The 26,595-nt window shown below is 71.2% G+C and carries 30 protein-coding genes; 13 read left to right on the top strand and 17 right to left on the bottom strand.

The genetic code is table 11. From position 1 onward, the window contains the following. Positions 1-114: 114 nt before the first annotated feature. Positions 115-1,347 carry an NAD(P)-dependent malic enzyme gene (locus tag Acy02nite_RS28845; protein WP_425548221.1) on the bottom strand — a complete coding sequence of 411 codons (1,233 nt, stop codon included), beginning with the start codon at positions 1,345-1,347 and terminating at the stop codon, positions 115-117. Positions 1,348-1,485: 138 nt separating this feature from the next. Next, on the bottom strand, positions 1,486-1,854 hold the full coding sequence (locus Acy02nite_RS28840) for a S24 family peptidase (RefSeq protein ID WP_239175313.1): 369 nt from the start codon (positions 1,852-1,854) through the stop codon (positions 1,486-1,488). A gap of 24 nt (positions 1,855-1,878) precedes the next feature. On the opposite strand from Acy02nite_RS28840, the gene sodN reads away from it, so the two are divergent. Together sodN and Acy02nite_RS28830 are read left to right on the top strand one after the other, a co-directional pair. Continuing rightward, complete coding sequence (sodN, locus tag Acy02nite_RS28835; RefSeq protein ID WP_203746340.1) at positions 1,879-2,283, top strand: superoxide dismutase, Ni; 405 nt, start codon at positions 1,879-1,881, stop codon at positions 2,281-2,283. Positions 2,284-2,379: 96 nt separating this feature from the next. Next, complete coding sequence (locus Acy02nite_RS28830; protein ID WP_203746332.1) at positions 2,380-2,787, top strand: ATP-binding protein; 408 nt, start codon at positions 2,380-2,382, stop codon at positions 2,785-2,787. A 78-nt stretch (positions 2,788-2,865) separates the two neighbouring features. Here Acy02nite_RS28830 and Acy02nite_RS28825 read toward each other — a convergent pair whose 3' ends face one another. Both Acy02nite_RS28825 and Acy02nite_RS28820 read right to left on the bottom strand, forming a co-directional pair. Beyond that, positions 2,866-3,597 (bottom strand): FadR/GntR family transcriptional regulator, encoded by a 732-nt coding sequence (locus Acy02nite_RS28825; protein ID WP_239175315.1) that lies wholly within the window; start codon positions 3,595-3,597, stop codon positions 2,866-2,868. Positions 3,598-3,650: 53 nt separating this feature from the next. Beyond that, positions 3,651-4,046: a hypothetical protein gene (locus Acy02nite_RS28820; RefSeq protein WP_239175311.1), complete on the bottom strand. Its 396-nt coding sequence runs from the start codon at positions 4,044-4,046 to the stop codon at positions 3,651-3,653. Positions 4,047-4,098: 52 nt separating this feature from the next. Here Acy02nite_RS28820 and Acy02nite_RS28815 point away from each other — a divergent pair, with 52 nt between their 5' ends. After that, positions 4,099-5,049, top strand: a complete 951-nt coding sequence (locus tag Acy02nite_RS28815; RefSeq protein ID WP_203746330.1) for a diacylglycerol/lipid kinase family protein — start codon at positions 4,099-4,101, stop codon at positions 5,047-5,049. A 411-nt stretch (positions 5,050-5,460) separates the two neighbouring features. Beyond that, a complete protein-coding gene (locus Acy02nite_RS28810) occupies positions 5,461-5,715 on the top strand; it encodes a WhiB family transcriptional regulator (RefSeq protein WP_067697263.1) in 255 nt (84 codons plus the stop codon). A gap of 957 nt (positions 5,716-6,672) precedes the next feature. Here the strand turns inward: Acy02nite_RS28810 and Acy02nite_RS28805 are convergent. The 6 genes from Acy02nite_RS28805 to Acy02nite_RS28780 form a co-directional block, all read right to left on the bottom strand. Next, positions 6,673-7,425, bottom strand: coding sequence for a sirohydrochlorin chelatase (locus Acy02nite_RS28805; RefSeq protein ID WP_203746328.1), 753 nt, complete (start codon positions 7,423-7,425; stop codon positions 6,673-6,675). Continuing rightward, positions 7,407-8,171: a phosphoadenylyl-sulfate reductase gene (locus Acy02nite_RS28800; RefSeq protein ID WP_203746326.1), complete on the bottom strand. Its 765-nt coding sequence runs from the start codon at positions 8,169-8,171 to the stop codon at positions 7,407-7,409. Before Acy02nite_RS28800 ends, Acy02nite_RS28805 begins: the two co-directional genes overlap by 19 nt. After that, positions 8,168-8,326, bottom strand: coding sequence for a hypothetical protein (locus tag Acy02nite_RS28795; protein WP_203746324.1), 159 nt, complete (start codon positions 8,324-8,326; stop codon positions 8,168-8,170). The genes Acy02nite_RS28800 and Acy02nite_RS28795 overlap by 4 nt, the downstream gene beginning before the upstream one ends. Further along, the gene (locus Acy02nite_RS28790) at positions 8,323-10,014 is read right to left on the bottom strand and encodes a nitrite/sulfite reductase (protein ID WP_203746321.1); all 1,692 of its coding nucleotides are present in this window, start codon (positions 10,012-10,014) and stop codon (positions 8,323-8,325) included. Before Acy02nite_RS28790 ends, Acy02nite_RS28795 begins: the two co-directional genes overlap by 4 nt. 432 nt (positions 10,015-10,446) lie before the next feature. Continuing rightward, on the bottom strand, positions 10,447-11,994 hold the full coding sequence (locus Acy02nite_RS28785) for a sensor histidine kinase (RefSeq protein WP_203746313.1): 1,548 nt from the start codon (positions 11,992-11,994) through the stop codon (positions 10,447-10,449). Between the two features lie 31 nt (positions 11,995-12,025). After that, positions 12,026-13,042: an SIS domain-containing protein gene (locus Acy02nite_RS28780; protein ID WP_203746311.1), complete on the bottom strand. Its 1,017-nt coding sequence runs from the start codon at positions 13,040-13,042 to the stop codon at positions 12,026-12,028. Between the two features lie 140 nt (positions 13,043-13,182). Here Acy02nite_RS28780 and Acy02nite_RS28775 point away from each other — a divergent pair, with 140 nt between their 5' ends. After that, on the top strand, positions 13,183-14,745 hold the full coding sequence (locus Acy02nite_RS28775) for a tetratricopeptide repeat protein (protein ID WP_203746309.1): 1,563 nt from the start codon (positions 13,183-13,185) through the stop codon (positions 14,743-14,745). A 3-nt stretch (positions 14,746-14,748) separates the two neighbouring features. On the opposite strand, the gene Acy02nite_RS28770 is transcribed toward Acy02nite_RS28775, so the two are convergent. Beyond that, the gene (locus Acy02nite_RS28770; RefSeq protein ID WP_203746415.1) at positions 14,749-14,970 is read right to left on the bottom strand and encodes a biotin/lipoyl-binding carrier protein; all 222 of its coding nucleotides are present in this window, start codon (positions 14,968-14,970) and stop codon (positions 14,749-14,751) included. 118 nt (positions 14,971-15,088) lie between these two features. On the opposite strand from Acy02nite_RS28770, the gene Acy02nite_RS47795 reads away from it, so the two are divergent. Next, positions 15,089-15,163 carry a 50S ribosomal protein bL37 gene (locus Acy02nite_RS47795; RefSeq protein WP_369700219.1) on the top strand — a complete coding sequence of 25 codons (75 nt, stop codon included), beginning with the start codon at positions 15,089-15,091 and terminating at the stop codon, positions 15,161-15,163. 52 nt (positions 15,164-15,215) lie between these two features. On the opposite strand, the gene rsrA is transcribed toward Acy02nite_RS47795, so the two are convergent. The 5 genes from rsrA to Acy02nite_RS28745 all read right to left on the bottom strand — a co-directional run bounded on the left by rsrA (position 15,216) and on the right by Acy02nite_RS28745 (position 18,222). After that, positions 15,216-15,476: a mycothiol system anti-sigma-R factor gene (gene rsrA / locus Acy02nite_RS28765; protein ID WP_203746307.1), complete on the bottom strand. Its 261-nt coding sequence runs from the start codon at positions 15,474-15,476 to the stop codon at positions 15,216-15,218. A 4-nt stretch (positions 15,477-15,480) separates the two neighbouring features. Then, the gene (locus tag Acy02nite_RS28760; RefSeq protein WP_203746305.1) at positions 15,481-16,269 is read right to left on the bottom strand and encodes a sigma-70 family RNA polymerase sigma factor; all 789 of its coding nucleotides are present in this window, start codon (positions 16,267-16,269) and stop codon (positions 15,481-15,483) included. Between the two features lie 56 nt (positions 16,270-16,325). Further along, the gene (locus Acy02nite_RS28755) at positions 16,326-16,940 is read right to left on the bottom strand and encodes an alpha/beta hydrolase family protein (protein ID WP_203746303.1); all 615 of its coding nucleotides are present in this window, start codon (positions 16,938-16,940) and stop codon (positions 16,326-16,328) included. Between the two features lie 14 nt (positions 16,941-16,954). Continuing rightward, the gene (locus tag Acy02nite_RS47285) at positions 16,955-17,353 is read right to left on the bottom strand and encodes a WhiB family transcriptional regulator (protein WP_203746300.1); all 399 of its coding nucleotides are present in this window, start codon (positions 17,351-17,353) and stop codon (positions 16,955-16,957) included. Between the two features lie 191 nt (positions 17,354-17,544). Continuing rightward, positions 17,545-18,222 (bottom strand): SOS response-associated peptidase, encoded by a 678-nt coding sequence (locus tag Acy02nite_RS28745; protein ID WP_203746298.1) that lies wholly within the window; start codon positions 18,220-18,222, stop codon positions 17,545-17,547. 125 nt (positions 18,223-18,347) lie between these two features. Between Acy02nite_RS28745 and aroA the strand changes: the two genes are divergently transcribed. The 7 genes from aroA to Acy02nite_RS28710 all read left to right on the top strand — a co-directional run bounded on the left by aroA (position 18,348) and on the right by Acy02nite_RS28710 (position 25,343). Beyond that, positions 18,348-19,640, top strand: a complete 1,293-nt coding sequence (gene aroA / locus Acy02nite_RS28740; protein WP_203746413.1) for a 3-phosphoshikimate 1-carboxyvinyltransferase — start codon at positions 18,348-18,350, stop codon at positions 19,638-19,640. Positions 19,641-19,698: 58 nt separating this feature from the next. After that, on the top strand, positions 19,699-20,790 hold the full coding sequence (rsgA, locus tag Acy02nite_RS28735; RefSeq protein WP_203746405.1) for a ribosome small subunit-dependent GTPase A: 1,092 nt from the start codon (positions 19,699-19,701) through the stop codon (positions 20,788-20,790). Between the two features lie 34 nt (positions 20,791-20,824). Next, complete coding sequence (gene hisN / locus Acy02nite_RS28730; protein ID WP_203746296.1) at positions 20,825-21,625, top strand: histidinol-phosphatase; 801 nt, start codon at positions 20,825-20,827, stop codon at positions 21,623-21,625. 124 nt (positions 21,626-21,749) lie between these two features. After that, a complete protein-coding gene (locus Acy02nite_RS28725; protein WP_239175307.1) occupies positions 21,750-22,463 on the top strand; it encodes an ATP-binding protein in 714 nt (237 codons plus the stop codon). Between the two features lie 44 nt (positions 22,464-22,507). After that, positions 22,508-23,065: a DUF5709 domain-containing protein gene (locus tag Acy02nite_RS28720; RefSeq protein WP_203746285.1), complete on the top strand. Its 558-nt coding sequence runs from the start codon at positions 22,508-22,510 to the stop codon at positions 23,063-23,065. A 202-nt stretch (positions 23,066-23,267) separates the two neighbouring features. Continuing rightward, entirely contained in the window at positions 23,268-23,996 is a 729-nt protein-coding gene (locus Acy02nite_RS28715; protein ID WP_203746283.1) for a carbohydrate-binding protein, read from the top strand. A 108-nt stretch (positions 23,997-24,104) separates the two neighbouring features. Beyond that, positions 24,105-25,343, top strand: coding sequence for a glycoside hydrolase family 16 protein (locus tag Acy02nite_RS28710; protein WP_203746281.1), 1,239 nt, complete (start codon positions 24,105-24,107; stop codon positions 25,341-25,343). Here Acy02nite_RS28710 and Acy02nite_RS28705 read toward each other — a convergent pair whose 3' ends face one another. Continuing rightward, a complete protein-coding gene (locus Acy02nite_RS28705) occupies positions 25,344-26,594 on the bottom strand; it encodes a chitosanase (RefSeq protein ID WP_239175305.1) in 1,251 nt (416 codons plus the stop codon). Position 26,595 lies beyond the last annotated feature (1 nt).

The raw sequence follows: 26,595 nt of genomic DNA, 5'->3' as shown, positions 1-26,595 counted from the left end.
GAAGGGTCCCCGCGGGAGCGACGATCCGGACCACAGCGAAGATAGGCAATGAGGATCTTGATTTTGATCGCGCCGCCCTACCGGAAAGCAGGGCGGCGCGTCAGGAACAGCAGGTCAGACCGGCTGGCGGGCCTGCGCCGGAGCAGGCGCCGGGGTACGCCGGGCCACCCCGTCGCGGACCGCGGCGGCGGCGACGGCGGCAGCGACGGCCGGGGCGACGCGAGGGTCGAGGGGTGACGGCACGATCGCTTCCGGTCGCAGGTCGTCGGTGACGATCGCGGCGATGGCGTCGGCCGCGGCGACCTTCATGGCGTCGGTGATCGTCGTGGCCCGGACGTCCAGCGCACCGCGGAAGATGCCCGGGAACGCGAGGACGTTGTTGATCTGGTTCGGGAAGTCGCTGCGGCCGGTGGCGACGACCGCGGCGTACTTGTGGGCGACCGCCGGGTGGACCTCGGGCGTCGGGTTGGCCAGCGCGAAGATGATCGCGCCCGGCGCCATCCCGGCCAGCGCCTCCTCGTCGATGGTGCCGCCGGAGACGCCGACGAGGACGTCCGCGCCGATCAGGGCCTCAGCGATGCCGCCGGTGCGGCCGGAGATGTTGGTGATCGCGCCCAGGCCGGCCTTGGCCCCGGACAGGTCGCCGCGGTCGGCGTGGATGATGCCGCGCGAGTCGACGACGATCACGTTGGCGCCCTGGACGCCGGCGGCGATCAGCGTGTTCGTGATCGCGACCCCCGCGGCACCGGCGCCACTGATGACCACACGCAGACCGGCGAAGTCACGGCCGAGCAGCTTGGCGGCGTTGCGCAGAGCGGCGAGCGTGACGACCGCGGTGCCGTGCTGGTCGTCGTGGAAGACCGGGATGTCGAGCTCGGCGTCGAGCCGGCGCTCGATCTCGAAGCAGCGCGGCGCGCTGATGTCCTCCAGGTTGATCCCGCCGAACGACGGCGCCATCGCCTTGACCGCGGCGATGATGCCCTCGACGTCCTGCGTGTCCAGGCAGAGCGGGATCGAGTCGACCCCGCCGAACTGCTTGAACAGGACCGACTTGCCCTCCATGACGGGCATCGCGGCCTTGGGCCCGATGTTGCCCAGCCCCAGCACCGCGGAGCCGTCGGTGACGACGGCGACGGTGTTGGCGGTCCAGGTGTAGTCGGGGTAGAGCGACTCGTCCTCGGCGATGGCCTCGCAGACCCGGGCGACACCGGGGGTGTACGCCAGGGACAGGTCGTCCCGGCTGGCCAGGGGAACGGTCGCGCTCATCGTCATCTTGCCCCGGCGGTGCAGGTCGAAGACCGGGTCGGCGGCGAGGGCAGGATCGAGCTCAAAACTGAAGAAAGACACGGTGAACTCCACACAGCATCGACATTGATACGTGGCACCTGCACAAACTGGTCGCGAGTATGCGCCAGGAGGCGGTGCGATGCGGGGGTCACCCGGGAAAGCGACCGCAGCGCGGGTGTGCGCTGGGGATACTGGAGACTAACTTAACCGCCCTGGGCTGGGGTAGTAGCGAAACAACACTCGCCCGATGACATCTGCCACCCCGTAGGCCCGTGAGTCGTCCTGGACGAACTCGTTGTCACCCTCCAGCCACCAGCCGTCGTCCTGTTCCCGCATCGCTCGCTTAACGACCAGCAGGTCCGGGCGGCAACGGAAGCGCGCGACGACAATGTCGCCGCTCCTTACGGGCGCGCCGCGACGGACGACGAGCGCGTCCCCGTGGCGCAGCGCCGGAACCATGGACGGGCCGTTCACCAGCACGGCGAACAGTGGTAATTGCCACCTCAAGGCATCAAGCCTCCGTTGCGTTAGCCCAGGGATGTAAGGGGTAGTGTCAAGGCGGATCATCGCAAACTCTATGGAGGAGTCCTGATGCGACTTCCGCGTTTCCTCATGCCTAGCACCGTGGTCAGCGCACACTGCGACCTGCCGTGTGGCGTCTACGACCCGGCCCAGGCCCGGATCGAGGCCGAGTCGGTCAAGGCCATCGCCGAGAAGTACGCGGCGAACACGGACCCCGAGTTCCGCACCCGGGCCATCCTGATCAAGGAGCAGCGCGCCGAGCTGGTCAAGCACCACCTCTGGGTGCTGTGGACCGACTACTTCAAGGCCCCGCACTTCGAGAAGTACCCGCAGCTGCACCAGCTGTTCAACGAGGCCACCAAGCTGGCCGGCGCGTCCGGCGCCAAGGGCTCGGTGGACGTCGCCGTGGCTGACCAGCTGCTTGCCAAGATCGAGGAGATCTCCAAGATCTTCTGGGAGACCAAGCAGGCCTGAGTCGCGATCGAGGCCGGTCAGCCCGCAAGGGCTGCCGGCCTCTGCCGTAACTCGGTGTGACCGATTAGAGTCTCCACCGACAGGAGGAGGTCGCGGATGACTCAGCTGACCCACGCGGAGCCGGAAGTCGGAGACGACGTCGTACTCCTGACGGTTCCCGCCGACGGTGGTTACCTCGGCGTGCTCCGGACGGCCACCGCCGGTCTCGCGGCCCGCCTGCACTTCGCCCTCGACGAGATCGAGGATCTGCGCATCGCCGTCGACGAGGCCTGCGCGATGCTGCTGGCGATCGCGACCCGTGGCGCCGAGCTGGAGTGCCGCTTCGCGGTCACCGACGACGCGCTGACCGTCGAGGTCACCGTCTCCACGGTGCGCGGCGCGCGGCTGCCCTCCGAGTCGTCCTTCGCGTGGAAGGTGCTGACCGCGCTCACCACGTCCGCCTCCGCCGAGGCCAACGGGCAGTCCGCGACGATTCGCCTGCTCACTCGGCGTACGGAGTACTGAGCGCTCGTTTCGCACCCGGAAGCCGGGCGTCAGCGCTGCTCACGGAGTTCTGACTGCTCGCCCGGCCCGTGGCACTGCTCACGGGGTCTCGCCGGTAGCCGGCGTACCGGCGGTGGGTGTGCCGGCAGTCTGCGTGCCCGCGGCGACCGCGATGTAGTCCAGGTGCCGGGCCGCGGCCAGTCGTGCCGCGCCGGCGTCGCGAGCCGCCAGATGATCCAGCAGCTCCCGGTGGTCCGCGTCGATCCGCGACCAGTATTCCGCCGGGAGGTGCGCGACCACTTCCTCCCCGTAGGAGGCCTGGTAGAGGGGCCGCCCCACCAGCTCGAACAGCGGATTCCCGGTCGCCTTGGCGAGCACCCGATGGAACACCGAGTGTGCCGACAGCATCGTGTCGAAGTCGTCGATCGCCGGGTCGAACAGCGCCCCGCGCATCTCCGCGAGGTGCGCGTCCGTGCGGCGGACCGCCGCCAGGCCGGCCGCCGGCACCTCGAGCGCGCGCCGCAACTCCAGCAGATCGGCGAGACCGACCCCCGCCGAGTGCGCGAGCAGCGCAAACCCGGTCGAGAGGCCGTCGGCCAGCTGCCCGGCGTCCGGGTGCGCGACGAAGCTCCCGCCGGTCACCCCGCGGGTCGTGACGATCAGATGCTGGCTGGCGAGCAGGCGCAGCGCCTCACGCACCGTGCTGCGGCTGACGCCGATCTTGACGCACAGCTCCGGCTCGGGCGGCAACCTTTCACCAGGCTGCAGCCGTCCCGAAGTGATCTCCGCACGTAGATCGTCCGCTAGTTGCTGGTATGCGGGCGGGCGCACCGTTGAGCCGGTCACCCGTCCAGGTTAGGCCCTGATCTGCCACAACGGACCGGCTAATCGACACCCAACGCTCGGCCGCTGCGCGGGAGAAGCACCAGGACAGCGGTGATCGCGGCGAGGACCAGCAGCACGACACCCAGCCAGACCGGCCCGACCTGGAGCAGGAAACCGCCGGTGGCCAGCAGGAAGAGCTGGATCACGACGGCCGGGCCGCGGGCACGGACCTTCCGTCGGCCCAGCGCGCGGGCGACCAGGAAGATCACCACGGCGGCCAGGGCCGCCATCACGGTCAGGGAGACTGCCACGCCGAGGTCCGCCGCGGAACTGGTCAGATCTAGGACAATTAGGTACGCCGTGAGCCCGGCCATGCCCACGCTCTGCAGGTAGAGCAGCCGGACCGCCCAATCGAGGGACGCCGAGGCCGACGTCACGGATTTCTCACCTGTCACGGCTGCACCATACCGACAGCCTGATCGAGTTCCGCCGGGTAAGGTGCCGCCCATGCGTGCGTTGCTGGTGGTCAACCCTCGTGCGACGACGACCACCGAGCGCAGCCGGGACGTTCTGGTCCGCGCGCTCGAGAGCGCCGTCGACCTGACCGTGCGCTACACCGAGCGCCGCGGGCACGCCACCACGCTGGCTCGGGACGCGGCCGAGAGTGGCATCGACGTGGTGGTCACGCTCGGCGGTGACGGCACCGTCAACGAGGCGGTCAACGGGTTGATGTCCGCGCCCGGCACACTCACCGGGCTGACCGGCCCCTCGGCGTACCGGTTGCCGGCGCTGGCCGTGGTCCCCGGCGGTTCGACGAACGTCTTCGCCCGCGCACTCGGCCTCCCCGAGAACTGGGTGTACGGGACGAGCGTGATCCTGGACGGGCTGCGCGACGGCCGCCACCGGGTGATCGGTCTCGGTCGCGCCGACGATCGCTACTTCACCTTCACGGCCGGCCTCGGACTGGACGCCGCGGTGATCCGCCGGGTGGAGCAGGCCCGGCTGCGCGGCCGCACCTCGACGCCGGGCCTCTACATGCGGTCGATCGTCGGTCAGTTCTTCACCGGGATCGAACGGTCCGATCCGCCGATGACCCTGGAACGTCCGGGTGAGCCGCCGCAGACCGGGCTCGGCACGGTGATCATCCAGAACACGGCCCCTTGGACGTACGCCGGTGACCGTCCGGTGGACCCGAATCCGGACGCTTCCTTCGATCTCGGGCTCGACGTGCTTGCCCTGCGCAAACTCAAGGTTTACGCAACAGCAAAGACCGTGACACAACTCGCGTGGCGATCCGGTGATCCGCACGGTAAACAAGTAGTTCGTCTGCACGACCTTGCCGAGTTCACCGTGATCGCGTCCCGACCCCAGGCGTTCCAGCTGGACGGGGACTATCTCGGGGAGCGGCAGAAGGTGCACTTCGTGTCCGTCCCATCAGCGCTACGTGTGATCTGCTGACTCCGGGGTACGTCTTTCGGGACGTGCTCACGATCCGTTACAGAAACACGGGCAAAAGGTCGGCGAAGTGGGCGAGACCGTACTACATTGATGGGAGCGTTCGTCAACCGGCTCTGGCAAGAGCAGCAGAACCGGACATAAGGGTGCGTGAGGCAGCTCACCCGCTGGAAGAAACTTCCAGCGCTACCCTTGACATCGCGAGAGTTCGTGAAAGCATTCACAAGCGATAAGAAGTAACCGGTAGCGGCTTGTGCGCGTTCCTAAACAAGAAGCGCAGAACGGCTACCAAACACAAAGGCTTGCTGACGCTCCGGTGAGTGTACGGGTACAACCCGTCGGCACTGCGGGCGCATGCATATAGGTAAACAGCACTGTTTTCATTACCCCATCCGAAACAAGGAGTTTGCCGCCATGGACTGGCGTCACGATGCGATCTGCCGCGACGAGGACCCGGAGCTGTTCTTCCCGATCGGGACGTCCGGCCCCGCGCTCCTGCAGGTCGAGCAGGCCAAGGCCGTGTGCCGGCGGTGCCCTGTGACCGAGTCTTGCCTCCAGTGGGCACTCGAGTCCGGCCAGGACGCCGGCGTATGGGGCGGAATGAGCGAAGACGAGCGGCGCGCGGTCAAGCGTCGCGGCGGCCTTCGGGTCTCCGCCCCCACTGCCTGATTCAATCCCCCGCACAGCATTTGCGCCCCGGGCCGTAACGGCACGGGGCGTCTTGCTGTTTCGGGTCGCCTACTCACAGTCCCCATTCCGCTGAGCGTCAATTCGATCACCGTACGTTTGCCCGCACTCCTGAAATGATCTCGAAATTGGTGATCGACCGGTTTCCGTCGCCACTCCAGCACACTCCGTTGTGGATGCTCCGATGCCGGCTCCCATTGTCGCGTAGCGCAGAGTGATCATCACTTTGCGTAACTGATCGACGGAGATCAGCTCTGCGGATCGGTTGTGGACGGAGCGGCATCGACCGGCCCGCCCGGTGATTCCGGCGGTCTGCGGGGCGATGAGGCCGTCCGCAAGTTGTCCACAGCGATGGGTTGTCCACAGGCCGTCGGCGCGGGGGCCGGCTTTCGCGCGACAATGGTCAGCGGGGCCTTCCCCCAGTGGGGTGGGTGGGTTGTGTTGCTCCTGCGCCAACCCTCAAGAGCCAATCAGCTGGAGGGGTACGGTTTGAGCCCGCGCCCGTGAGCCGGCCCCGACCGCCCGCCGGCCGCCGCCTCCTCCGCGTTGCGCCGCGCACCCTGCCACCGCCCGCAGTCTCTCCCCCTTTGCGCCATGGAGCACCCGTCGGCTGCCCTGTGCCGCGTTCTGTGCCGGATCATCACGTGACCCCGGGTCCTTATGAGTCAGCGCGCGATTCCGGCCGGCCGTCAGAGTTCCTCCCGCAGCAGGCACCTCTGACCGCCGGCGCACCGAGCCCGGCTGGACGTCACGGCTGCCTACCCGCCACGAAACAACCCTCAGCACCAGCTCACCGAGCCCGGCTGGACGGCAAAGGCCTTTCCGCACACCTCAAGCACCCCTGGGAACCAGCCGAGTCCGGCCAGCCGGATGTCGGCGGCGCTTCAGCCCGCCGGGCGCTTCAGCCCGCCCGAACCCCTTCAGGACGCCCGAACACCTTCAGGCCGCGGCGAGCGCCCGCACTCCGGCGGCCGCCACCCGCGCACTGATCAGGCCGACCAACTCCGGCGCATCCCCGAGCGGCTCAGCCACCGCCACCGCCCCGGCCTCCCGGCCCGAGGACACCGCCAGGTCGTAGAGCAATCCAGGCGCCAGGAAGTATCCCGCCACCGCGACCCGCCGGGCCCCACCGTCCCGCAGCGCCCGGACGGCTTCCCCGGCGCGCGGCCCGGCCCCCGAGGAGTACGACACCGCCGCCGGCACTCCGAGACGGGCTCCCAGCGCCGCCGCGGCATGTTCCACGGTTCCCCGGGCGGCGGCGTCGCGTGTTCCCGCCGAGGCGAGCACCACGGCGTCGAACGTCTCCGGGGCGGGCAGCCGCCGCACGAGAGCGTCGAGCAGCAGCCGGGGGGCCGTCCGAAGCGGCAGCGGCCCCAGCACGTCGGCCAGCGACACGTCCACCGGTAGTCCCGCGGCCGCGGAGACGACCGCCGGCAGATCCACCTTTCCGTGGTACGCGGCGGTCAGCAGCAGCGGCACCAGCACCGCCCGGCGCCGCCCGAGCGCCGCCAGCACGTCCAGCGGCCGGGGCCCGGCGTGATCCAGGTACGTGGCCCGGACCAGCCACTCCGGTCGCGCCTGCCGCACCGCCCGGGCCAGCGCCTCGGTCGACGCGGCCGCCCGCGGGTCCCGGCTGCCGTGGGCCACCAGGACCACGGCGGGGCGGGGCGGACTCAGACGTGCAGACCGCATTCGGTCTTCTCGAACATCGCCCAGCGGCCGGCGCGCGGGTCCTCGCCGGCCTTGGTGCGGCGGGTGCACGGCCAGCAGCCGATCGACCCGTACCCCTTCTTGAAGAGCTCGTTGACCGGCACGTTCCACCGGCTGATGTAGCGGTCGACGTCGTCCTGGGTCCAGGCCGCGATCGGGTTGACCTTGACCTTGCCCTTCTTCGCGTCGAAGGCGACGACCGGCGTGTTGGCGCGGGTCGGCGACTCGTCGCGGCGCAGGCCGGTGGCCCACGAGTCGTATTCGGCGAGGGCCCGCTCCAGCGGCTCGACCTTGCGCATGAAGCAGCACTCGTCGGGGCTGCGGGCGAACAGGCGAGGCCCGTACTCCGCGTCCTGCCGGCCGACCGTCAGCCGCGGGCGGATAGAGCGGACGTTGACGTCCATGGTCGCGGCGACCGTGTCCCGGACCTTGAGGGTCTCCGGGAAGTGCAGGCCGGTGTCGAGGAAGACCACGTCGACGCCGGGCGCGACGCGGGAGAAGAGGTGCGCCACCACGGCGTCGGCCATCGAGCTGGTGACACAGAACCGCGCGCCGAAGGTGTCGGTCGCCCACTTGGCGATCACTTCGGCGGGCTTGCCCTCCAGGTCCCGTGCGGCCTGGACGGCGAGCTCGCGCAGCTCGTCAGGGGTGCGGCGGGCGGGGTCAGCGGGGGCGCTCGGAGCGCCCAGGTTGATCAGGCCCAGGCCGGTGGCGTTGAGGATGCTCATGACGTGGCTCCCTTGGACAACAACCCGTTGAACTTGACCGTGAAGACTCGGGCGCAGGAGTGGCACTCCCAGGCGCCGTGCGAGGACTCGTTGGGGCGGAGGTCCTCTTCACCGCAGTAGGGGCAGTAGAGCGGGGCGGATCGGGCGTCGCTCATTTGAGGAGCCCTTCCTCGGCCCGCATCACCCAGTTGGCGAACGTCTCACCGTCGGAACGTCCGTCCAGGTAGTGGCGAGCGACGCGTTCCACGTACTCCGGGAGCTCTTCTGCCGTGGCCTTGAGGCCGCGCAGCTTGCGGCCGAAGCCGGCGGTCTCGCCCTTGGCCATGCCGAGCGCGCCGCCGAGGTGGATCTGGAAGCCTTCGACCTGCTCGCCGTGCGCGTTCAGAACGAGCTGGCCCTTGAGTCCGATGTCGGCGACCTGGGTGCGGGCGCAGGCGTTCGGGCAGCCGTTGATGTGCACCGAGATGTCCGCGTCGAAGTCCTTGAGCCGCTCCTCGAGCCGCGCGACCAGTTCCTCGCCGCGGGCCTTGGTCTCGACGATCGCGAGCTTGCAGTACTCGATGCCGGTGCAGGCCATCGTGCCGCGCCGCCATGCCGAGGGCCGCGCCTCCAGGCCGATCCCCCGCAGTCCCGTGATCAGTGACTCCACCTGGTCATCCGCAACATCGAGGACGAGCAGTTTCTGGTACGCCGTGAGCCGCACCCGGTCCGACCCGTGCCGCTCGGCGAGGTCCGCCAGGTCGCTGAGCTGCTTGCCGGAGGACCGGCCCACGACCGGGGCCGCGCCGACGTAGTTACGGCCGTCGCGCTGCTTGTGCACGCCGATGTGGTCGATCGGCTTCTCCGGCAGGTCCGGGGCGGGACCGTCGATCAGCGCGCGACCGAGGTACTCCTTCTCCAGGACCTCGCGGAACTTCTCCACGCCCCAGTCGGCGAGCAGGAACTTCAGGCGGGCGCGGTGACGCAGCCGGCGGTACCCGTAGTCGCGGAAGATCGCGACGACGCCCTCCCAGACGTCCGGGATCTCGGCGAGCGGCACCCACACGCCGAGGCGCTCGGCCAGCCGCGGGTTGGTGGAGAGGCCGCCGCCGACCCAGAGGTCGAAGCCGGGCCCGTGGTCCGGGTGCACCGAGCCGACGAAGGAGACGTCGTTCGCAAGGTACGGCCCGTCGGGCAGCCAGGAGATGACGGTCTTGAACTTGCGGGGCAGGTTCGAGTACGCCGGGTCGCCGATGTAGCGCTTGATGATCTCGTCGATCGCCGGGGTCGCGTCGATCACCTCGTCGGTCGAGATGCCGGCGACCGGGCTGCCGAGCACGACGCGGGGACAGTCACCGCACGCCTCGGTGGTCTGCAGGCCGACCGCCTCGAGCCGGCGCCAGATCTCCGGCACGTCCTCGACCCGCACCCAGTGGAGCTGGATGTTCTGCCGGTCGGTGATGTCCGCGCTGTCGCGGGCGAACTCGGTGGAGATCTGCGCGATGGTGCGCAACTGGGCCAGGTTCAGCGCGCCGCCGTCGATGCGGACGCGGAGCATGAAGTACTCGTCCTCGAGCTCTTCGGGCTCCAGCACCGCGGTGCGGCCGCCGTCGATCCCGGCCTTGCGCTGGGTGTAGAGCCCCCACCAGCGGAAACGGCCACGCAGGTCGGCCGGGTCGATCGAGGCGAAGCCCCGGTGGGCGTAGATGTTCTCGATGCGCGCCCGGACGTTGAGCGGGTTGTCGTCCTTCTTGCTGCGCTCGTTGGGGTTGAGCGGCTCGCGGTGTCCGAGCGCCCACTGACCCTCGCCGCGCGCCTTACGAGGGCGAGCGGCCGGTGTTGCGGGAGTGTTGCTGGGCGCCATGGCGGCGGTCCTCCGGGTTTCGTGGGCACCGGAGGACAATCGCGGCCTTGAGGAGGCTCCGCGACGTCAGCGTCGGGAGAGGGCCGGCTTGTCGTCCGCGCCCGAAATAAAGGGGGGCGGCGTCAGGAAGCCGGACACATCGCGCTGAAGACACGGCCGTAATCGACGTGGCGGCGGGCCACGAAGCGGCGGTCAAGAGCAGCGGTCATGCCGGTAAGCCTCTCACGCAAACCGAATGTGGGCCAGTGAGGTCCAGATTTCGGGAGTGTGGTCCGCGGCACTTGGCGGAGTTCTCTTACTGCCGTTACGAAAACGTTACACCGCAGGTAGAGCGGCCCGACGCATCGATCGAGATCCACTCTCTCGGCTGGTTCTCACCATGGTTGCGAGGGACGAACGACCACGGTGAGAACCGGCCGGGAAGCGTGCGGGTCAGCGCTTGCCGAGCGGCACCACGAGCACGGCCTCGGTGCCGCCCCCGGCCCGGTTGCGCAGCTCGATGCTCCCGCGCAGCTCGCCGGTGGCCAGCGCGCGGACGATCTGCAACCCGAGCCGCCCGCCGGCGTCCGGCCGGAAGCCCTCCGGCAGCCCGCGACCGTTGTCGGCGACCGTGACGTGCAACTGCTTGCGGAACTTGTGCGCGGAGACGACCACCTCGGCGCCCTGCTCCGGCGCGACGGCGTCGTCCTCGTCGTCGCCCTCGGGGGTGCCGAAACCGTGCTCGACCGCGTTGATCAGGAGCTCGTTCAGCACCATGACCAGCGACGTGGCGATCTCGGCGGGCAGTATCCCGAAGGTGCCCTCGCGCCTCATCCGTACCGGGAAACTGGTCGAGGCGACCTCGGTGGCGGCGGTGGCGACCCGGTCGACGATGCCGTCGAACTCGACCGCCTCGTCGCTGGACATCGACAGGGTCTCGTGGACCAGCGCGATCGAGGCGACCCGGCGCACCGATTCCTCCAGCGCCATCCGGGCCTCCGGCGCGTCCACCCGGCGGGCCTGCAGGCGCAGCAGCGCGGCGACGGTCTGCAGGTTGTTCTTCACCCGGTGGTGGATCTCGCGGATGGTGGCGTCCTTGGTCATCAGCGCGCGGTCCCGCCGGCGGACCTCGGTCACGTCCCGGACGAGGACCAGCCCGCCGATCGGCACGCCGGCCGGGAGCAGCGGCAGCGACCGGGTCAGCACGGTGGCGCCGCGGGCGTCGAACTCCATCCGCGGCGGGAACTCGCCGCGCAGCGCGGACCGGATCCGCTCGGCGACGTCGTTGCCCTCCAGCGGGTCGGCGGCCAGCCGGCTGGAGAGGTGGGCCAGCTCCTCGCCGACCAGGTGCGCGTTGAAGCCGAGCCGGCGGTAGGCCGACTGAGCGTTCGGGCTGGCATAGGTGACCTTGCCGGAGGCGTCCAGCCGGATCAGGCCGTCGCCGACCCGGGGCGCCGAGGTGGTCATCTCGCCGGGCTGGCGGGCCGGCGGGAACGTGCCGTCGGCGACCATCTGGGCCAGGTCGTCGGCGGTGGTCAGGTAGTTCAGCTCCAGCTGGCTGGGCGTGCGGGCGGTGCTCAGGTTGGTGTCGCGGCCGATCACCGCGATCACCTCGCTGTAGCCCTCCTCGTGGTCGTTCTCGTCGCGGCGGCGCACCGGGATCGCCTCGTGGCGGGCGGGCGTGTCCCCGTACCAGACCGGGTCGCCCTCCCGCCAGATGCGCTCCTGGGTGAAGGCGATGTCCAGGTGGGCCACCTCGGGGCCACCGAAGATCTTGCCCACCTGGTCGTCCTGGTACGCCGTCGGCGCCGTGGTCGGGCGCACCTGCGCCACGCAGAGGAACTGACGTGGCTTGTCCCCCTTGATCGGCACCCACAGGAGCAGGTCGGCGAAGGAGAGGTCGGAGAGCAGCTGCCAGTCACCGGCGAGCCGGTGCAGGTGGTCGATGTCGGCGGAACCCAGGCTGGTGTGTTCCTCGACGAGATCGCGCAGGGTGGACACGGCTCCAAGCCTGCCACGCCGATGTTTCCTGTCAGAGCGTGCTGGTCACCTTCTTGAGACCGCGTGGCGCGTCCGGGTCCTCACCCTTGGCCAGCGCGAGCGCGAGCGCCAGCCGCTGCAGGGGCAGGATGTCCAGCAACGGGCTGTAACGCTCGTCGACGGCCGGGACGACCAGTCGACCCCGGGGACCGACGGTCAGCACGTCCGCCCGGCGCTCCCCGAGCCGCGTGAGCACGTCGCCCATCGCCTTCCCGCCCGGGCCGTCACCGACCACGGCGATCACCGGGACGTCGGTGTCGGTCATCGCGAGCGGGCCGTGCAGCAGGTCGGCGCCGGAGAACGCGAGCGTCGGCACGTACGACGTCTCCATCAGCTTCAGCCCGGCCTCGCGAGCGGTCGGATACGCATACCCCCGGCCGGTCGTGACCATGTGCGGCGCGAACCGGTAGCGCTGGGCGATCTCGTCGGCGGTCCGGTCGGCGAGCACCGACTCGGCCAGCGCCGGCAGCTCGGCCAGCGCGGCCCGCTCGGCGTCCGGCAGCCGCCCGTCGCCGGCCCGGATGCCCTCGACGAGCAGGAGCAGCGCGAGCAGCTCGGCCGTGTACGACTTGGTCGCCGCGACCGCCCGCTCGTGCCCGGCCGCCACGTCCACCGACAGCTCGGCCGCCTTGGCCAGCGGCGACTCCGGGTTGTTGGTGACGGCGAGGGTGAGCGCGCCGGTCTCCCGCGCGGCCGAGAGGACACCGGTCAGGTCGGGGGAGCCGCCGCTCTGGCTGACTCCGACGACCAGCGTGCCGGTGAAGTCGGGGCGAGCGCCGTAGAGCGTGATCGCGCTCGGCGACGCGCTGGCCACCGGCAGGCCCAGCCGGATCTCGGCGAGGTACGCCCCGTAGAGCGCCGCGTGGTCGGAGGTGCCGCGGCCGACGAACACCACGTTCCGCGGCCGGCGTGCCGCGATCTCGGCGGCGACCCCGGCGATCGCGTCCGCGTGCGGACCCTCCAGCAAGCGGGCGAAACCCGCCGGCTGTTCCGCAATGTCCGCTGCCATCCCGTGGCCTCGCTCTGTCACGTCATCCTCCCGAGATGAGCAGTTCCCGCGCAATCGATGCGCAGTCTTGCAAGAAAAAGCTTAGTACGTCAACCTTTCGAGCACTACTGCGCAAAGGCGAGGCCTGACAGATCGTGCTGATGCCCGTACTGTCTTCACTCGTGGACGCCCACCCCCAGGTCCCGCACGACCTCGCCCTCGCCCGTGCCGCACTCGACCGCGGCGAGATGGATCAGGCCGCCCGCCACCTGGCCGGGGCGCTGCCCCACGCACCCACCCTGCCGGAGATCCACGAGCTGCTCAGCCGATTGGCGGCGGACACCGACCGCGCGCTCGACCTGTTCCCGCTGGAGCCGCACGCCCCGGCCGGCCGGGTGGCCGCGCACGCCCACCTGCTCGCCGCGGCCGGGCGCCCGGAGGACGCGCTGCCCCTGCTCGCCGCGGCCAGCGGGCACACCCCCGCCGTCGACTGGGCCGGCGTCCCGTGGGTCAGCGACCCGGTGCTGGGCGGGCGGATCGACCCGGACGCGCTGGCCCGCACGCTGATGCGGCTCTGCACGGCGGTGGGCGATCCGGCGCCGAGAGCCGCTGCCACGTCACTGCGGCCCTACCTGACCGTGGTCCGGCACACCATCGACGCCCACGGCGAGCACGCGATGCTGCTGGGCGCGGGGTCGGCGCTGGCCCGTCGGCTCGGCGAGGCACGGCTCGCGATCGACTGGGCGACCCGGGGCGCCCGGTCCCGCCCGTCCAAGCTGGGCGAGATCTGGCTGGGGTACGCGTTCCGCAGCGCCGGCCGGATCCCCGAGGCGCTCGCCGCGCTGCGCCGTGCCGTCATGTACGACCCGGACGACCTGTCGGTCTACGCCGACGTCGCCGCCACCCTCGCCGACCTGGGCCGGCTCGAGGAAGCGCTGAACTGGACGGAGCGCGCGCTGGAGCGGGACCCGCGCTTCGACTGCGTGGTGCACACCGCCCACCGGCTGCGGTTCCGCGCCGACGGCGACGTGGCGCACCTGATCGCGCTCGCCGACTTCGCCCGCGACCACCCCGACGACACCCACGAGCACACCGACCTGGACGAGTGCTGCCGCGACACGGCGTGGCTCAGCGGCACGCCGGCCGGCCTGTCCCGGCTGCCGCCCGGCCGCGCGACGGTCAACGCCGAGCCTTCGGGGGACGCGGTGGCCCGGTTGCTGCGGGTGGCGTCGGACCGGTGGCCGCACCCGCCCGCGGCGTACGACCGCGCGCTCGGCCTGGTGCTCGTCGAGCCCTGGGAGCTGCTCGCCATGCTCGGCCACCCCACGGTGGCCGGCGCCGAGCCGCGCGGGGCGGCGGAGATCTGGGCCTGCCTCGGGCTGCTGCACCACGGGACGGAGGAGCCGTGGCTGGACTCCGGCCGCCGGCGCCTGCTGCTCGGGCTGCTCGACGGCGACGTCGACCGGGTCACCCAGGCGGCGCTGTTCGCGCTGGTCACCTACGCCTGGGTGGACCCGGCGGCGCGGGCGGACGTGGCGGCCGTGGTGGCCGGGCGGTTCACCGAGACGGCCGGCGGGCCGCACGCCCGGGCGGTCGCCGAGCTGGCGCTGGCCACGCCGGAGCTGGACCGGCCCACCCGCGAGCTGGCCGCGGCCACGGTGCGGGTGCCGGTCGTCCCGCGCCAGCGCAGCCGCTCCTACCTGCTGCGCTGGCTGAAGAAGTAGGGATCAGCCGATGACGGCGATCAGGTCGCCCTCCTGGACCACGTCGCCCTCGTTCACGGCCAGCTGATCGACCGTCCCGTCGGACTCGGCGATCACCGGGATCTCCATCTTCATGGACTCCAGGATCACCAGCGTGTCGCCCTCGGCGACGGCCTGGCCCACCCCGGCCACGACCTTCCACACGTTGGCCACCATCTCGGCACGGACTTCTTCGGCCATTCCGATCCCTCCTCGCATTCCAGAGAACGTCATCAAATCACGGATCTCGAGCGGGCGAGTCCCGGGCCGCGAGAAGCGCCGACTACGATCGGCGACTGAGCAAGCGTGAGGAAGGAGGCCCTTTATGGCCAAGAAGGCTCGCAAGAAGAAGGCCCGTAAGAAGAGCGGCGCGAACCACGGTAAGCGTCCCAACAGCTGAATCACGACGAAAGGGCCGGCAGACACACGTCTGCCGGCCCTTTCGCATGAGGTCACGAAGCGTCGAGCTGTCCCAGTTTCTGACGGAGCCGCTCGCGCAGCTCGGACGGTGCCCGCTCATCCCCGCAGCATCGGCCGACCAGGGCTTTCACCTCGGTCTCGATGCCGAACTCACGCAGGCACCTCGTGCACTCGTCGAGGTGCCTCTGGATCAGGTGCCGGCGGTCCTCGCTGCACTCCAGGTCAAGGTAGAGATACACCTCGCTGAGCACGATGCTGCAGTCGGTCTCGTGTTCGCTCTCGGCGCTCGACATCGGCTCATGCCTCCTGCGGCTCGGTGGCGGCCCGGGTGATGCCGCGGTCGGCGGCGTACCCCTCGAGCAGGTTGCGCAGGTTGCGCCGGCCACGGTGCAGACGGGACATGACGGTGCCGATGGGCGTGCCCATGATGTCGGCGATCTCCTTGTACGAGAAACCCTCGACATCGGCGAGGTAGACGGCGAGCCGGAAATCCTCCGGCAGGGACTGCAGCGCTTCCTTGATGTCGCTGTCCGGCAGACGGTCGAGCGCCTCGGTCTCCGCCGAGCGAAGCCCCTGCGAGGTGTGCGACTCACTGGAGGCGAGCTGCCAGTCGGTGATCTCCTCGGTGGGCGCCTGCACGGGCTGCCGCTGCTTGCGCCGGTACGAGTTGATGTACGTGTTCGTCAGGATCCGGTACAGCCAGGCCTTGAGGTTCGTACCCTCTTCGAACTGGTGGAACGCGGAGAACGCCTTGAGGAAGGTCTCCTGCACCAGGTCCTCGGCGTCGGCCGGGTTGCGGGTCATCCGCAGGCCGGCGGCATACAACTGATCGACGAACGGCAGCGCATCACGCTCGAAGCGCTCGCGACGCTCGTCGACACGCTCTTTCTGGGCCACCCTGGACTCCCCCCTCGACCGCCCCGCCGAGGATACGGGTAGTGCCCCAGTCACGCTCTCGAAAACCGGTGTGCTCACGCTCACCGGCGTAGCGGGGGCCGCCGGCGCGACGGCCGGCCATTCCGGGGAGCCCAGGAGTTCCCGGACCCGGGTCGTCTCCCGGCGTTCGTGCTGCTTTACCGCACGCACTGCGCAAACCCCTTCCGATGACTGTTCATCCGGGTTCTGCAACGCCGCTGCCACCGTCAGAATTCCTTCGCCCAGCCATGTCGCGCAAGCCACTCGACCACGAACCGGACAGTGCCGGGCAAGTCCTTCCGCAGATCGTGCACGGCCCCGGGACGCACGACGACCTCCACGGATCCGGCGGGTCCGGGCACGCCGAACGGGTCCCGGTCGCCGTTGAGCACCAGCGTCGGGATCGCCTGCGGAAGTTCACCCGCCCGAGTCTTCTCCGGCCTGCCGGGCGGGTGCAGCGGGAACGCCAGGGCCAGCACCCCCGCGGCGCCCAGCGTGGCAGCGGTCCGCGACGCGACCCGGGCTCCGCTCGACCGCCCGCCCAGGATCAACGGCTTCTCCGGTACGGCCATGGCCCGCACCACAGCGGTCCACGCCTCGTCGAGCTGGCCGGCCGGCGCGGGCGCCCGTCGGCCGGCCACCCGGTACGGCTGGGTGACCAGGACGACCCGCACCCCGGCCGCGACCGCGGCGTCGTGCACCGCCACCAGGTCGGGCGCGTCGACGCCACCCCCGGCGCCGTGGCCGAGGAAGAGCTGGCTGCGCGGCGGGCCGTCCGGCTCGGTGACCCGGACCCGGGCCGGCCCGCGCGGGGTGTCGACGGTTTTCTCGGAGCTCGTCACAGGCTCCGTTTCTATCAGCGGCTGACCGGCTCCAGCGTCAGGAACCGGCGGTCCGCCTCGTCAGTGGAGTCGTCCTCGACCGCGTCGCCGTTGGGCTGGACCCGTTCCCGCCAGGCCACCAGCATGGCTCGCCGCTCGCGGGGCGTGGTGCCGCCCCAGACCCCGTGACAGTCGCCCACCTGCAGCGCCCAGGCCAGGCACGGGCCCTGCACCGGGCAGGTGCCGCAGAGTGCGACAGCTCCGCCGGACGGCTCGTTGGGCGCCGGGAAGAACGTCTCCGGGTCGACGGTCCGGCAGGCCCCCCGGGTCCGCCAGGCCTCGTCGGTACGGCGTTGCGCAATTGCGTCGAGCAACCGCGGGTCGCGTCGCGCGATAGCCACCTCGTGCGGACGCGGCATGCGTGCTCGTGTCATCAGCCCACCTCCCCCGTGGGACCGGAACTGCTGTGGCGGTCATCCCGCACCTTGCGGACTGTCACCACTCCGGCGCTGGTTTGTACCGCACCGTACAAGATCAGAACAAGGGGGTGATCTATCTTGAAACAAAGTTGTAAATCCAGAATCCGCGCATACTCCGACAAAGAACTTCGTTGATCTCCCGGAGTTCAGAAAAGCGTTACCTCCGCGGGAGGCGCCAGCAACTCCGGACCGTTGTTGCGGACATTGCCCACCGCCGGACCGACCGGGCGCATCTCGATCGACGCCAATGCGGTGGCGTCGAGCGGGCGCAGCAACGGCTCCGGGTCCCCGCCACCGGCCAGCCAGCCGGCCCATCGCCCGGGCGGCAGGATCAGCGGCATCCGGTCGTGCACCCGGGCCAGGTCACCGAGCGCCGCGGTGGTGATGACACTGCAGGTCAGCACGGATTCCTTGCCCCACGACGACCAGATCCCGGCGAGCGCCAGCGGGGAGCCGTCGGCCGGGGTCATGTAGTAGGCCTGCTTCTGCTTGCCGTCGCGGACCCACTCGAACCAGCCGTCGGCCGGGATCAGGCAGCGGCGCTTCGCGAAGGACGCCGCGAAGGCCTTCGAGCCGGCCACCGTCTCGGCGCGCGCGTTGATCATCCGGGCGCCCTGCCGCAGGTCGGCGGCCCACGGCGGGACCAGGCCCCAGCGCGCGGTGTCCAGCACCCGGGCGGCGTGCGTGACCGACTCACGGATCAGCGGCACCGGGTCGGTGGGCGCGACGTTCCAGCTCGGCGGCAGCTCCGCGGTCACGTCGACCGCCTCGAAGAACTGGCTGAGATCCGCGTTGCTCCGCGTCGTCGCGTACCGCCCGCACATGGGGTGCAGCGTACGCCGCCGGAAACGGTGGCAGGGGGCGCCCGGCGGCGCGCAAAGGCCGGGTGCGCGGTGGTGTCCCGGGGGCCGGGAATGCGATGACGGAAATGTCGGGGCCCACCGGCAGAATGGCGGTCATGGCTGCTGAACTCCGTCCCTGGCTCGCCCCGTCCGCCGCCGGTCCGGTCACCGCCACCGTGCGGCTGCCCGGCTCCAAGTCGATGACGGCCCGCGCGCTGATCCTCGCCGCGCTGGCCGACGGCCCCTCCACGATCGAGGCGCCGCTGCGGGCGCGGGACACCACGCTGATGTCGGCGGGCCTGCGCGCGCTCGGCGTCGCCGTGGACGCCTCGGCCGACGACCGCTGGGTGGTCGAGCCCGGCCCGCTGCGGGGCCCGGCCCGGGTGGACGTGGGTCTGGCCGGCACGATCATGCGCTTCCTGCCGCCGGTGGCCGCGCTGGCCGAGGGCACCGTGGAGTTCGACGGCGACCCGCACGCACGCAACCGCCCGATGGGCCCGATCCTCGACACGCTGCGCTCGCTCGGCGTGCGGGTGGACGCGTCGCCGACCGGCGGGCTGCCGCTCACCGTGCACGGCGGCGGGCTGGTCGAGGGCGGCGAGGCGGTCGTCGACGCGTCCGGGTCCAGCCAGTTCGTCTCCGGCCTGCTGCTCTCCGCGGCCCGCTTCGCCAAGGGCCTGACCCTGCGGCACGAGGGCCCGCCGGTCCCGTCCGCCCCGCACCTGCGGATGACCACGCACATGCTGCGCGCGGCCGGCGCCGTGGTCGACGAGAGCACGCCCGACGTGTGGGTGGTCGAGCCGGGCCCGCTGAGCGGCCGCACCTGGGTGATCGAGCCGGACCTCTCCGGCGCGCTGCCGTTCTTCGCCGCCGCGATGGTCACCGGCGGCGAGGTCACGCTCGCGGGCTGGCCGGAGCGGAGCTGGCAGCCGGTCGAGCAGCTGACCGGGTTGCTCACCGCGTTCGGCGCCGAGGTCACCCGTTCGGAGCGGGGGCTGACCGTGCGCGGCACCGGCACCCTGCGCGGCATCACCGCCGACCTGTCCGAGGTGAGCGAGATGACCCCGGTGCTCGCCGCGCTGGCGGTGCTCGCCGACGGGCCGTCCGAGCTGCGCGGGGTCGAGCACATCCGCGGCCACGAGACGGACCGGATCGCCGCGCTCGCCGCCGAGCTGACCAAGGCCGGTGCGGGCATCACCGAGTTCCGGGACGGATTGCGGATCGAGCCGGGGCCGCTGCACGGCGCGTCCTTCGAGACGTACGCGGATCATCGGATGGCGCACGCCGCCGCGGTGATCGGACTCTCCGTCCCGGGCGTTCAGCTCACCGACGTAGGTTGTACGTCGAAGACGCTGCCCGAGTTCCCGGAACTCTGGGCGGGACTAGCGACCACGAGCTGATCCGAGCTGAGCACGAGCTGAGCCGGGCACAGCTGACCACGAGCCAGAGGAGCCGGAGCTGCCAGGGCGCAAGCGGGAGTACGACGAGGACGACGTCCGGGTCCGGCCGGGGCGGTCGTCCCGCCCGCGCACCCGCACGCGCCCCAAGCACGACGACGCGGTGGACGCGCTGGTGATCACCGTGGACCGTGGGCGGTACGGCTGTGTCCAGGAGGACACCGGCGACGAGCCCGAGGTGATCACCGCGATGCGGGCGCGCGAGCTCGGGCGCAAGTCGGTGGTGGTGGGCGATCGGGTGGCGCTGGTCGGGGACGTCTCCGGCGACGCCGGCTCGCTGGCGCGGATCGTGCGGATCGGCGAGCGCACGTCGGTGCTGCGCCGCACCGCCGACGACGACGACACCACCCCCGAGGGCCGCCTCGAACGGGTCGTCGTGGCGAACGCGGATCAGCTGGTGATCGTGAGCGCGCTGTCCGACCCGCCGCCGCGCACCGGGTTCATCGACCGGTGCCTCGTCGCGGCGTACGACGCCGGCATCGAGCCGCTGCTCTGCCTCACCAAGGCCGACCTGGCGGGCCCGGAGAAGGTGCTGGACTACTACGCCGAGCTGGACCTGCCGCACGTGCTGGTGCGCCCCGGCAGCGACCTGGCCGAGCTGCGCGAGCGGCTCGCCGGGCGGATCTCGGTCATGGTCGGCCACTCCGGCGTGGGCAAGTCGACGCTGGTCAACCGCCTGGTGCCGGACGCCTTGCGCGCGGTCGGGGTGGTCAGCGCGGTCGGCAAGGGGCGGCACACGTCGACGAGCGCGGTGGCGCTGCGCCTGCCCCGGGTCGGCCCCGCCCCGAAGAAGGGCAAGGCGCCCGAGGACCCCGGCTGGATCATCGACACGCCCGGCATCCGGAGCTTCGGCCTGGCCCACGTCAGCGCCGAGAGCCTGCTGCACGGGTTCCCCGACCTGGTCGAGGGCACCCTGGACGATCAGCCGAACTGCGGGCACACCGCCGCCGACGTGGACTGCACGCTCGACGCGTGGGTGGCCCAGGGGCACGCCGACCGCCGGCGCCTGGACTCGTACCGCAGGCTCCTCTCGTCGAGGGCCGGCGACCTGGATGCGCGGGATCACCAGCCGGAGACCGGCCTGAGCGCGTGACGCCGCGCCGGCGGTGTCTCTATAGGGTCTACCCATGGCTGGATATGCGGACGATCTCGCTCTCGCCCACACCCTCGCCGACTCGGCCGACTCCATCGCGATGGCCCGGTTCCGCTCGCTGGACCTGAAGGTCGAGGCCAAGCCCGACCTGACCCCGGTGTCCGACGCGGACACCGCGGTGGAGAAGGCGATCCGTGCCACCCTGGCCCGCGCGCGGCCGCGGGACGGCGTGCTGGGCGAGGAGTTCGGCCGGTCCGAGGCGGCCGCCGGCCCGGGCACCCGGCACTGGGTGATCGACCCGATCGACGGCACCAAGAACTACGTGCGCGGCGTCCCGATCTGGGCGACGCTGATCGCGCTCCTGGAGGGCGACACCCCGGTGGTCGGGCTGGTGTCCGCCCCGGCGCTGGGGCGGCGCTGGTGGGCGGGCCGCGGCCTGGGGGCGTACGCGGGAAGGCACCAGCACGCCGCGAGCCGGATCGAGGTGTCGCAGGTCCGCAAGCTCACCGACGCCAGCGTCTGTTACGCCAGCCTCACCGGGTGGCAGGAGAACGGGCGGCTCCCGCAACTGCTGGACGTGCTGCTCGGGGTGTGGCGCAGCCGCGCCTACGGCGACTTCTACGGCTACATGCTGCTGGCCGAGGGCGCGCTGGACGCGATGGCCGAGCCGGAGCTGTCGCTCTGGGACATGGCGGCGCTGATCCCGATCATCCAGGAGGCCGGTGGCAAGGTCACCGATCTGGACGGGCGCACCTGCGCGGACCAGTCGTCGGTGGTCGCGACCAACGGCCTGCTGCACGAGAGCCTGCTGACCGCATTGACGCCCCGGGGTTGACCGCACCCGGACGGGGTACTTGCCCTACATGCCCGTCGTGGGCAAATGTCCGCATTCGCGCCGGACCCCGCCCGCCGATCGCCGAAATGCGCGGAGGGGACGTGTTATGCACAATGGAGCGATCATGCCGAGCGAGGTTCGTCACCTGGTGGACCGTGGCCGGAGTCATCCCCTGGTCCGGCTGACCGGGGTGCTCGACGCCGAGACCGCCGGGCCGGTCCGCTCCACCCTTCTCGAGGTGCTGGCCGGCCAGCCGGAGGCGCTGGTCGCCGACGTCGCCGGCCTCCGGGTGCCGCAGGACGCCGCGCTCGCCACGCTGCGCGAGGTGTTCGACGAGACGCGGGACTGGCCGGCCACCCGCCTCGCGCTCTACGGCGGGGACGGCGACCGGCGCTGGGAGCCCACCGGCTGGCTGGTCGCGGACGACCGGGACGCTGCGTACGCCGCGCTCGGCCCGCCCGGCGCCGGGACCCGGGTGAACCTGGACCTGGAACCCGCGGCCGGCGCCGCCCGGCGGGCCCGCGAGCTGATCACCGAGCTCTGCCTGCGCTGGGAGCTGGCCGAGCTGGCCGGGGACGCGTGCATCGTGGCCACCGAGATGGTCAACAACGTGGTGGCGCACGCCCGGACCCCGATGCGGCTGATGCTGGCCCGGCGCGGTGCCACGATGAGCGTGGCGGTGCGCGACGAGTCGCCGGCCCGGCCGCGTTTCTCGGGGCCGGTCGCTCCCACGGCGTACGGCGGGAGGGGTCTGCTTCTGATCGACTCGGTGGCGACCCGGTGGGGACTGCTCGGGCTGCCCGGCGGCAAGGTCGTCTGGGCCCTGATGAACCGGTGACCGATCAACGAATGACCTGCCCGGCGCGCGGGTAGATTGCGCACATGCGAGACAACGACTACCCCACCGAGGTGAGCGATCCGGAGGCCTCGGGCCTGCCGGACACCGCCGACGACGACTCCACCGCGAACGACGAGGTGGACAGCGGCCGATGGGCCGACGGCGCGGACCCGGCAGCGCTCGCCGGGGTCGGCCCGGGCGGTTCGAACCGGTTCGGTGACACGGCGGAGGAGCAGCGCCAGGGCGAGGGGCTCGACCGCCGGCTGCGCCAGGAGGAGCCGGACTTCGGCGCCGAGGACGAGAGCCCGCGGCGTCGTGACCCGATCGACGAGACGGTCGACGACTCCGGCCAGGAGCGCTTCGACCGGGACGTGTGGGGTGAGAGCCCGACCTCCGATCCGGACTCGCCGGTCTCGCTCTACGACGACGGCCAGCTCGACGAGGACGACCCGGCCCGCGTCGGGCGGCTGGTCGCGCCGGACGGCGGCTCCGGCCTCGACGACGAGCCGGACAGCGTGGCGTGGGACGCGGGCGCGGCCGGCGGTGGCGCGAGCGCCGAGGAGCTGGCGATGCACGAGACGCGGGCGCCCGACTACGACTGACGGCGTGTCCGGTGACGGGCCGCGGCGTGACCCCGGCCCGTCCGCGCCCCGCGCCAGGGCAATCCCGCGTAAGGGATCAGTAAACAGATCGCGGCCGGTCTTGCCCTCACCGCACTTCGGCGTGCAGAGTCTGTGCGCGGATCCAGACCGGGTCTCGTCATTCGGCCGGGTGCGAGGCCAGGTTCAGGCAGGGGTGGGAACGGTGCGTCACGGTGCGCGGTGGCTGCGGTCGCTGCTGGCGGCCGCAGTCGTCGTCTCCGGGCTGACCATGTCCGGCGTCGCGCACGCCGAGACGGTCACCAAGACGGTCTTCAGCGACGACTTCGGTGGTGGCCGGGGCTCCGGGCCGGACCCAGCGAAGTGGTCCGGCAACGGCTGGGACACCTGGCAGGACGGCGAGGGCCACCTCGTGCTCGACTCGTCGCTGACCACCGTGGCGAGCTTCAGTCAGTCGAGCGGGCGGGCGACCGCCGTGCTGCGCGCCGGGGACGCCGGCCCGGCCTGGAACCTGTTCGGCGTGCGCACCACGAACGGCGGCACGATCTCCGGGCGGTACGAGGCGCTCGGCGTCGGCACCACCAGCGTCGGCGGCTTCCACACGTACACCGTCGACTGGACCCGGACGTCGTTCGTCTGGGCGGTCGACGGCACGCAGGTGCTGCGGCTGACGCCGGACACCGCGGGGCAGCCGTTCAAGCTGGAGCTCGGCCCGGCCGGCCGGGGCCGTTACTCGGACGCGCTGGTGGCCGACTCGGTCGCCGTCACGGTCACGGTGACCGCCCCGCCGGCGCCGGCGTGGAAGGCGTTCACGACGTACGAGGTGGGCGACCGCGTCTCGTACAAGGGCGCGAACTACCGGGTCCTGCAGCAGCACACCTCGCTCCCGGGGTGGCAGCCGGGGCCGGTGCCGGCTCTTTTCCAGAAACTCTGAGCGGTTCTCTGTTATCCGGGGTTCCGGAACCCGTCTCCATTGACCCATGGCAGTCCATCTCTAAAGACTGTTTGGAGTAACGGCACCCTCTCCCCCGGAGGTTCCCCCATGCGCAAGTTACGCGTCATGTTCGGCGCGGCGGTGGTGATGGCCACCCTGGCGTCATCGCTGTTCATGTCGTCACGCAACGACCACGCCGACGCGGCGGTCGTCTGGAACGAGGACTTCAACGGCGCGGCCGGCACCGGAGTCGACACGTCCAAGTGGAACTTCGACACCGGCGGCAGCGGCTTCGGCAACCAGGAGCTGCAGTACTACACCAGCGGCACGAGCAACATCGCCATGGACGGCCAGGGGCACCTGGTCATCACGGCCCGCAAGGGCAGCGGCGGGCACAACGACTGCTGGAACGGCACCTGCCAGTTCACGTCCGGCCGGATCCAGACCGCCGGCAAGTTCACCCAGCAGTACGGGCACGTCGAGGCCCGCATCCAGGTGCCGAACGGCTCCGGGCTCTGGCCCGCGTTCTGGATGCTCGGCGGCGGCAACTGGCCGACCGACGGCGAGATCGACATCATGGAGATCGTCGGCCGGGACCCCAACCGGCTCTTCGGCACGCTGCACGGGCCCGGTTACTCCGGCGGCAGCTCGTACGGCGGTCAGCTCGTCGCCGGCTCGCCCTGGTACCAGGCGTTCCACAACTACGCCGTGGACTGGTCGCCGAACCTGATCGTCTGGACCGTGGACGGCCAGGAGTACTTCCGGGCCACCCCGGACTCGCTGCGCGCCGCCAAGGGCAACGTGAACTGGGTCTATGAGCACCCGTTCTTCATCATCCTGAACCTGGCCGTCGGCGGTAACTTCGGTCAGGGCAACCCGGCGGGGCTGCCCGCCGAGAGCAAGATGCTGATCGACTACGTGCACGTCAACACGTCGACCGGCTCGACGACCCCGCCGCCCGCCACCGGGAACGCGCTGAAGAGCAACCTCAACGGGCGCTGCATCGACATCCCGGGCGGCACCGCCTCGGACGGCGCCCGCCTGCAGATGTACGACTGCAACGGCACCGGCGCGCAGCAGTGGACGGCGAACGGCGACGGCACGTTCCGCGCGCTGGGCAAGTGCATGGACCCGGCCGGTGGGGCGCTGACCAACGGCACGCCGATCCAGCTGGTGACCTGCAACGGCAACCCGGTGCAGCGGTTCACGCTGTCGGGCGCGGGCGACCTGGTGAACGTGTCGGCCAACAAGTGCGTCGACATCAAGGACAACAACACGGCCAACGGCGCGCAGCTCCAGTTGTGGGACTGCACAGGCACCGCGAACCAGAAGTGGGCTCGGGCCTGATCAGCGCTTGATCGAGTACTTGTCGCCGTAGACGCTCCAGGACAGCGGCGCCACCAGGTCGAGGTTGCTGCCGGTGAGGAACACTCGCTGAGCGGTGTCGACCCGGGTGGTGTCGCTGTGCGCGGCCTCCCGCCTCATCTCGGTGTCCCGGGAGTCCAGGAAGGCGCCCAGGTACGCGATCTCGTCCCCGCCCTGTGACGGCGTTTTCCGGGCCCGCACCGCCCGCTCGCGGATGGTCCGGAGCCCGGAGACACCGTGCATCACCGCCGCGTCGTAGTACGCGAACTGTCCCAGCGCCCGCAGCCCGTCCGACTCGGCGAGCCGCACCGCGGGCGCGAAGTACATCCGGTCCCGCGCGTCCTGCTGCGTCTTCTGGAAGATCCCGTCCTTCGCGGCAATGCGCCACGCGGCCGGGAACCCCGGGTCGAGCCCGGCGTGCGAGTCGGTGCCGTCCACCGCGCGCAGCGCCGGAAGGTACCGGGCGAGTGGGTTGTCCGGCTTGCGCCGGGTGTACTCGGTGACCATCGCGAGCATGTCGCCGGTCCCGGAGCAGAACCCGATGATCCCGCCGGTGTATCCACGGCCGTCGCCCAGGTCCTCCAGGTATCCGTACTCCCCGCGCCAGTTCAGCGTCGAGTTCTCGGCGCTGGCGACCAGTTGCAGGGCGGTCTCCTTCTTGGTGTGCCCGGTCAGGTCCCCGGCCACCGGTGGCACCCCCGCGCCGGGGGCGGCGACCGACTCCGGGAGCCGGCCGGCCGGGCCCGGCCCGTACGCCCGCACGTCCCACAGCGAGTAGCCGCTCGGATTGGCCCGCTGGGTGGCCAGCACCCGCAGGTAGCGCCCGTGCCCCTTCAGGTTGCGCAGGTCGTCGACCCCGCCGTTGCCGGACGCCGTCCGGAACGTGTCCCGCCAGGTGGCGCCGTCGTCGGAGAGCTGCACCCGGTAACCCTTGGCATACGCCGTGGCCCAGTGCAGCCGGACCCGGGTGACCTCCTGCGCCGCGCCCAGGTCGATGCGCAGCCACTCGGTGCCCACCCCGGCGCCACTGGCCCAGCGGGTGCCGGTGCCCCGGTCCACCGCCGACGACGCGAGCCAGGAAACGCTCTGCGTCGACGAGGCGAGCGCGGGCCGGCCCATGCTCAGCAGCACGTCCGAGGACGCGTTCGCGGCGACCGAGACGGCGGGTGGAATGCACAGAATCGCGGCGATCCCGCCGCCCAGAGCCATCGACCGCCTGCTACGCGTCCGCATC

Origin of the sequence: Actinoplanes cyaneus (assembly GCF_016862095.1) — a bacterium.
GTDB classification, from domain to species: domain Bacteria; phylum Actinomycetota; class Actinomycetes; order Mycobacteriales; family Micromonosporaceae; genus Actinoplanes; species Actinoplanes cyaneus.
The sequence above is the reverse complement of the archived record's forward strand: the minus strand, read 5'-3'. Positions and strand labels throughout refer to the sequence as shown.

Excerpts from the sequence above, each read along its gene's own strand:
- aroA (WP_203746413.1), top strand. The coding sequence starts at position 18,348 with ATGGCGGTCATGGCTGCTGAACTCCGTCCCTGGCTCGCCCCGTCCGCC.
- Acy02nite_RS28720 (WP_203746285.1), top strand. The coding sequence starts at position 22,508 with ATGCGAGACAACGACTACCCCACCGAGGTGAGCGATCCGGAGGCCTCG.
- Acy02nite_RS28745 (WP_203746298.1), bottom strand. The coding sequence starts at position 18,222 with ATGTGCGGGCGGTACGCGACGACGCGGAGCAACGCGGATCTCAGCCAG.
- sodN (WP_203746340.1), top strand. The coding sequence starts at position 1,879 with ATGCGACTTCCGCGTTTCCTCATGCCTAGCACCGTGGTCAGCGCACAC.
- Acy02nite_RS28795 (WP_203746324.1), bottom strand. The coding sequence starts at position 8,326 with ATGAGCGACGCCCGATCCGCCCCGCTCTACTGCCCCTACTGCGGTGAA.
- Acy02nite_RS28705 (WP_239175305.1), bottom strand. The coding sequence starts at position 26,594 with ATGCGGACGCGTAGCAGGCGGTCGATGGCTCTGGGCGGCGGGATCGCC.
- Acy02nite_RS28810 (WP_067697263.1), top strand. The coding sequence starts at position 5,461 with ATGGACTGGCGTCACGATGCGATCTGCCGCGACGAGGACCCGGAGCTG.
- Acy02nite_RS47285 (WP_203746300.1), bottom strand. The coding sequence starts at position 17,353 with ATGACACGAGCACGCATGCCGCGTCCGCACGAGGTGGCTATCGCGCGA.
- Acy02nite_RS28800 (WP_203746326.1), bottom strand. The coding sequence starts at position 8,171 with ATGAGCATCCTCAACGCCACCGGCCTGGGCCTGATCAACCTGGGCGCT.
- rsrA (WP_203746307.1), bottom strand. The coding sequence starts at position 15,476 with ATGTCGAGCGCCGAGAGCGAACACGAGACCGACTGCAGCATCGTGCTC.
- Acy02nite_RS28725 (WP_239175307.1), top strand. The coding sequence starts at position 21,750 with ATGCCGAGCGAGGTTCGTCACCTGGTGGACCGTGGCCGGAGTCATCCC.
- hisN (WP_203746296.1), top strand. The coding sequence starts at position 20,825 with ATGGCTGGATATGCGGACGATCTCGCTCTCGCCCACACCCTCGCCGAC.
- Acy02nite_RS28840 (WP_239175313.1), bottom strand. The coding sequence starts at position 1,854 with ATGATCCGCCTTGACACTACCCCTTACATCCCTGGGCTAACGCAACGG.
- Acy02nite_RS28780 (WP_203746311.1), bottom strand. The coding sequence starts at position 13,042 with ATGGCAGCGGACATTGCGGAACAGCCGGCGGGTTTCGCCCGCTTGCTG.
- Acy02nite_RS28775 (WP_203746309.1), top strand. The coding sequence starts at position 13,183 with ATGCCCGTACTGTCTTCACTCGTGGACGCCCACCCCCAGGTCCCGCAC.
- Acy02nite_RS28710 (WP_203746281.1), top strand. The coding sequence starts at position 24,105 with ATGCGCAAGTTACGCGTCATGTTCGGCGCGGCGGTGGTGATGGCCACC.
- Acy02nite_RS28815 (WP_203746330.1), top strand. The coding sequence starts at position 4,099 with ATGCGTGCGTTGCTGGTGGTCAACCCTCGTGCGACGACGACCACCGAG.
- Acy02nite_RS28790 (WP_203746321.1), bottom strand. The coding sequence starts at position 10,014 with ATGGCGCCCAGCAACACTCCCGCAACACCGGCCGCTCGCCCTCGTAAG.
- Acy02nite_RS28830 (WP_203746332.1), top strand. The coding sequence starts at position 2,380 with ATGACTCAGCTGACCCACGCGGAGCCGGAAGTCGGAGACGACGTCGTA.
- Acy02nite_RS28805 (WP_203746328.1), bottom strand. The coding sequence starts at position 7,425 with ATGCGGTCTGCACGTCTGAGTCCGCCCCGCCCCGCCGTGGTCCTGGTG.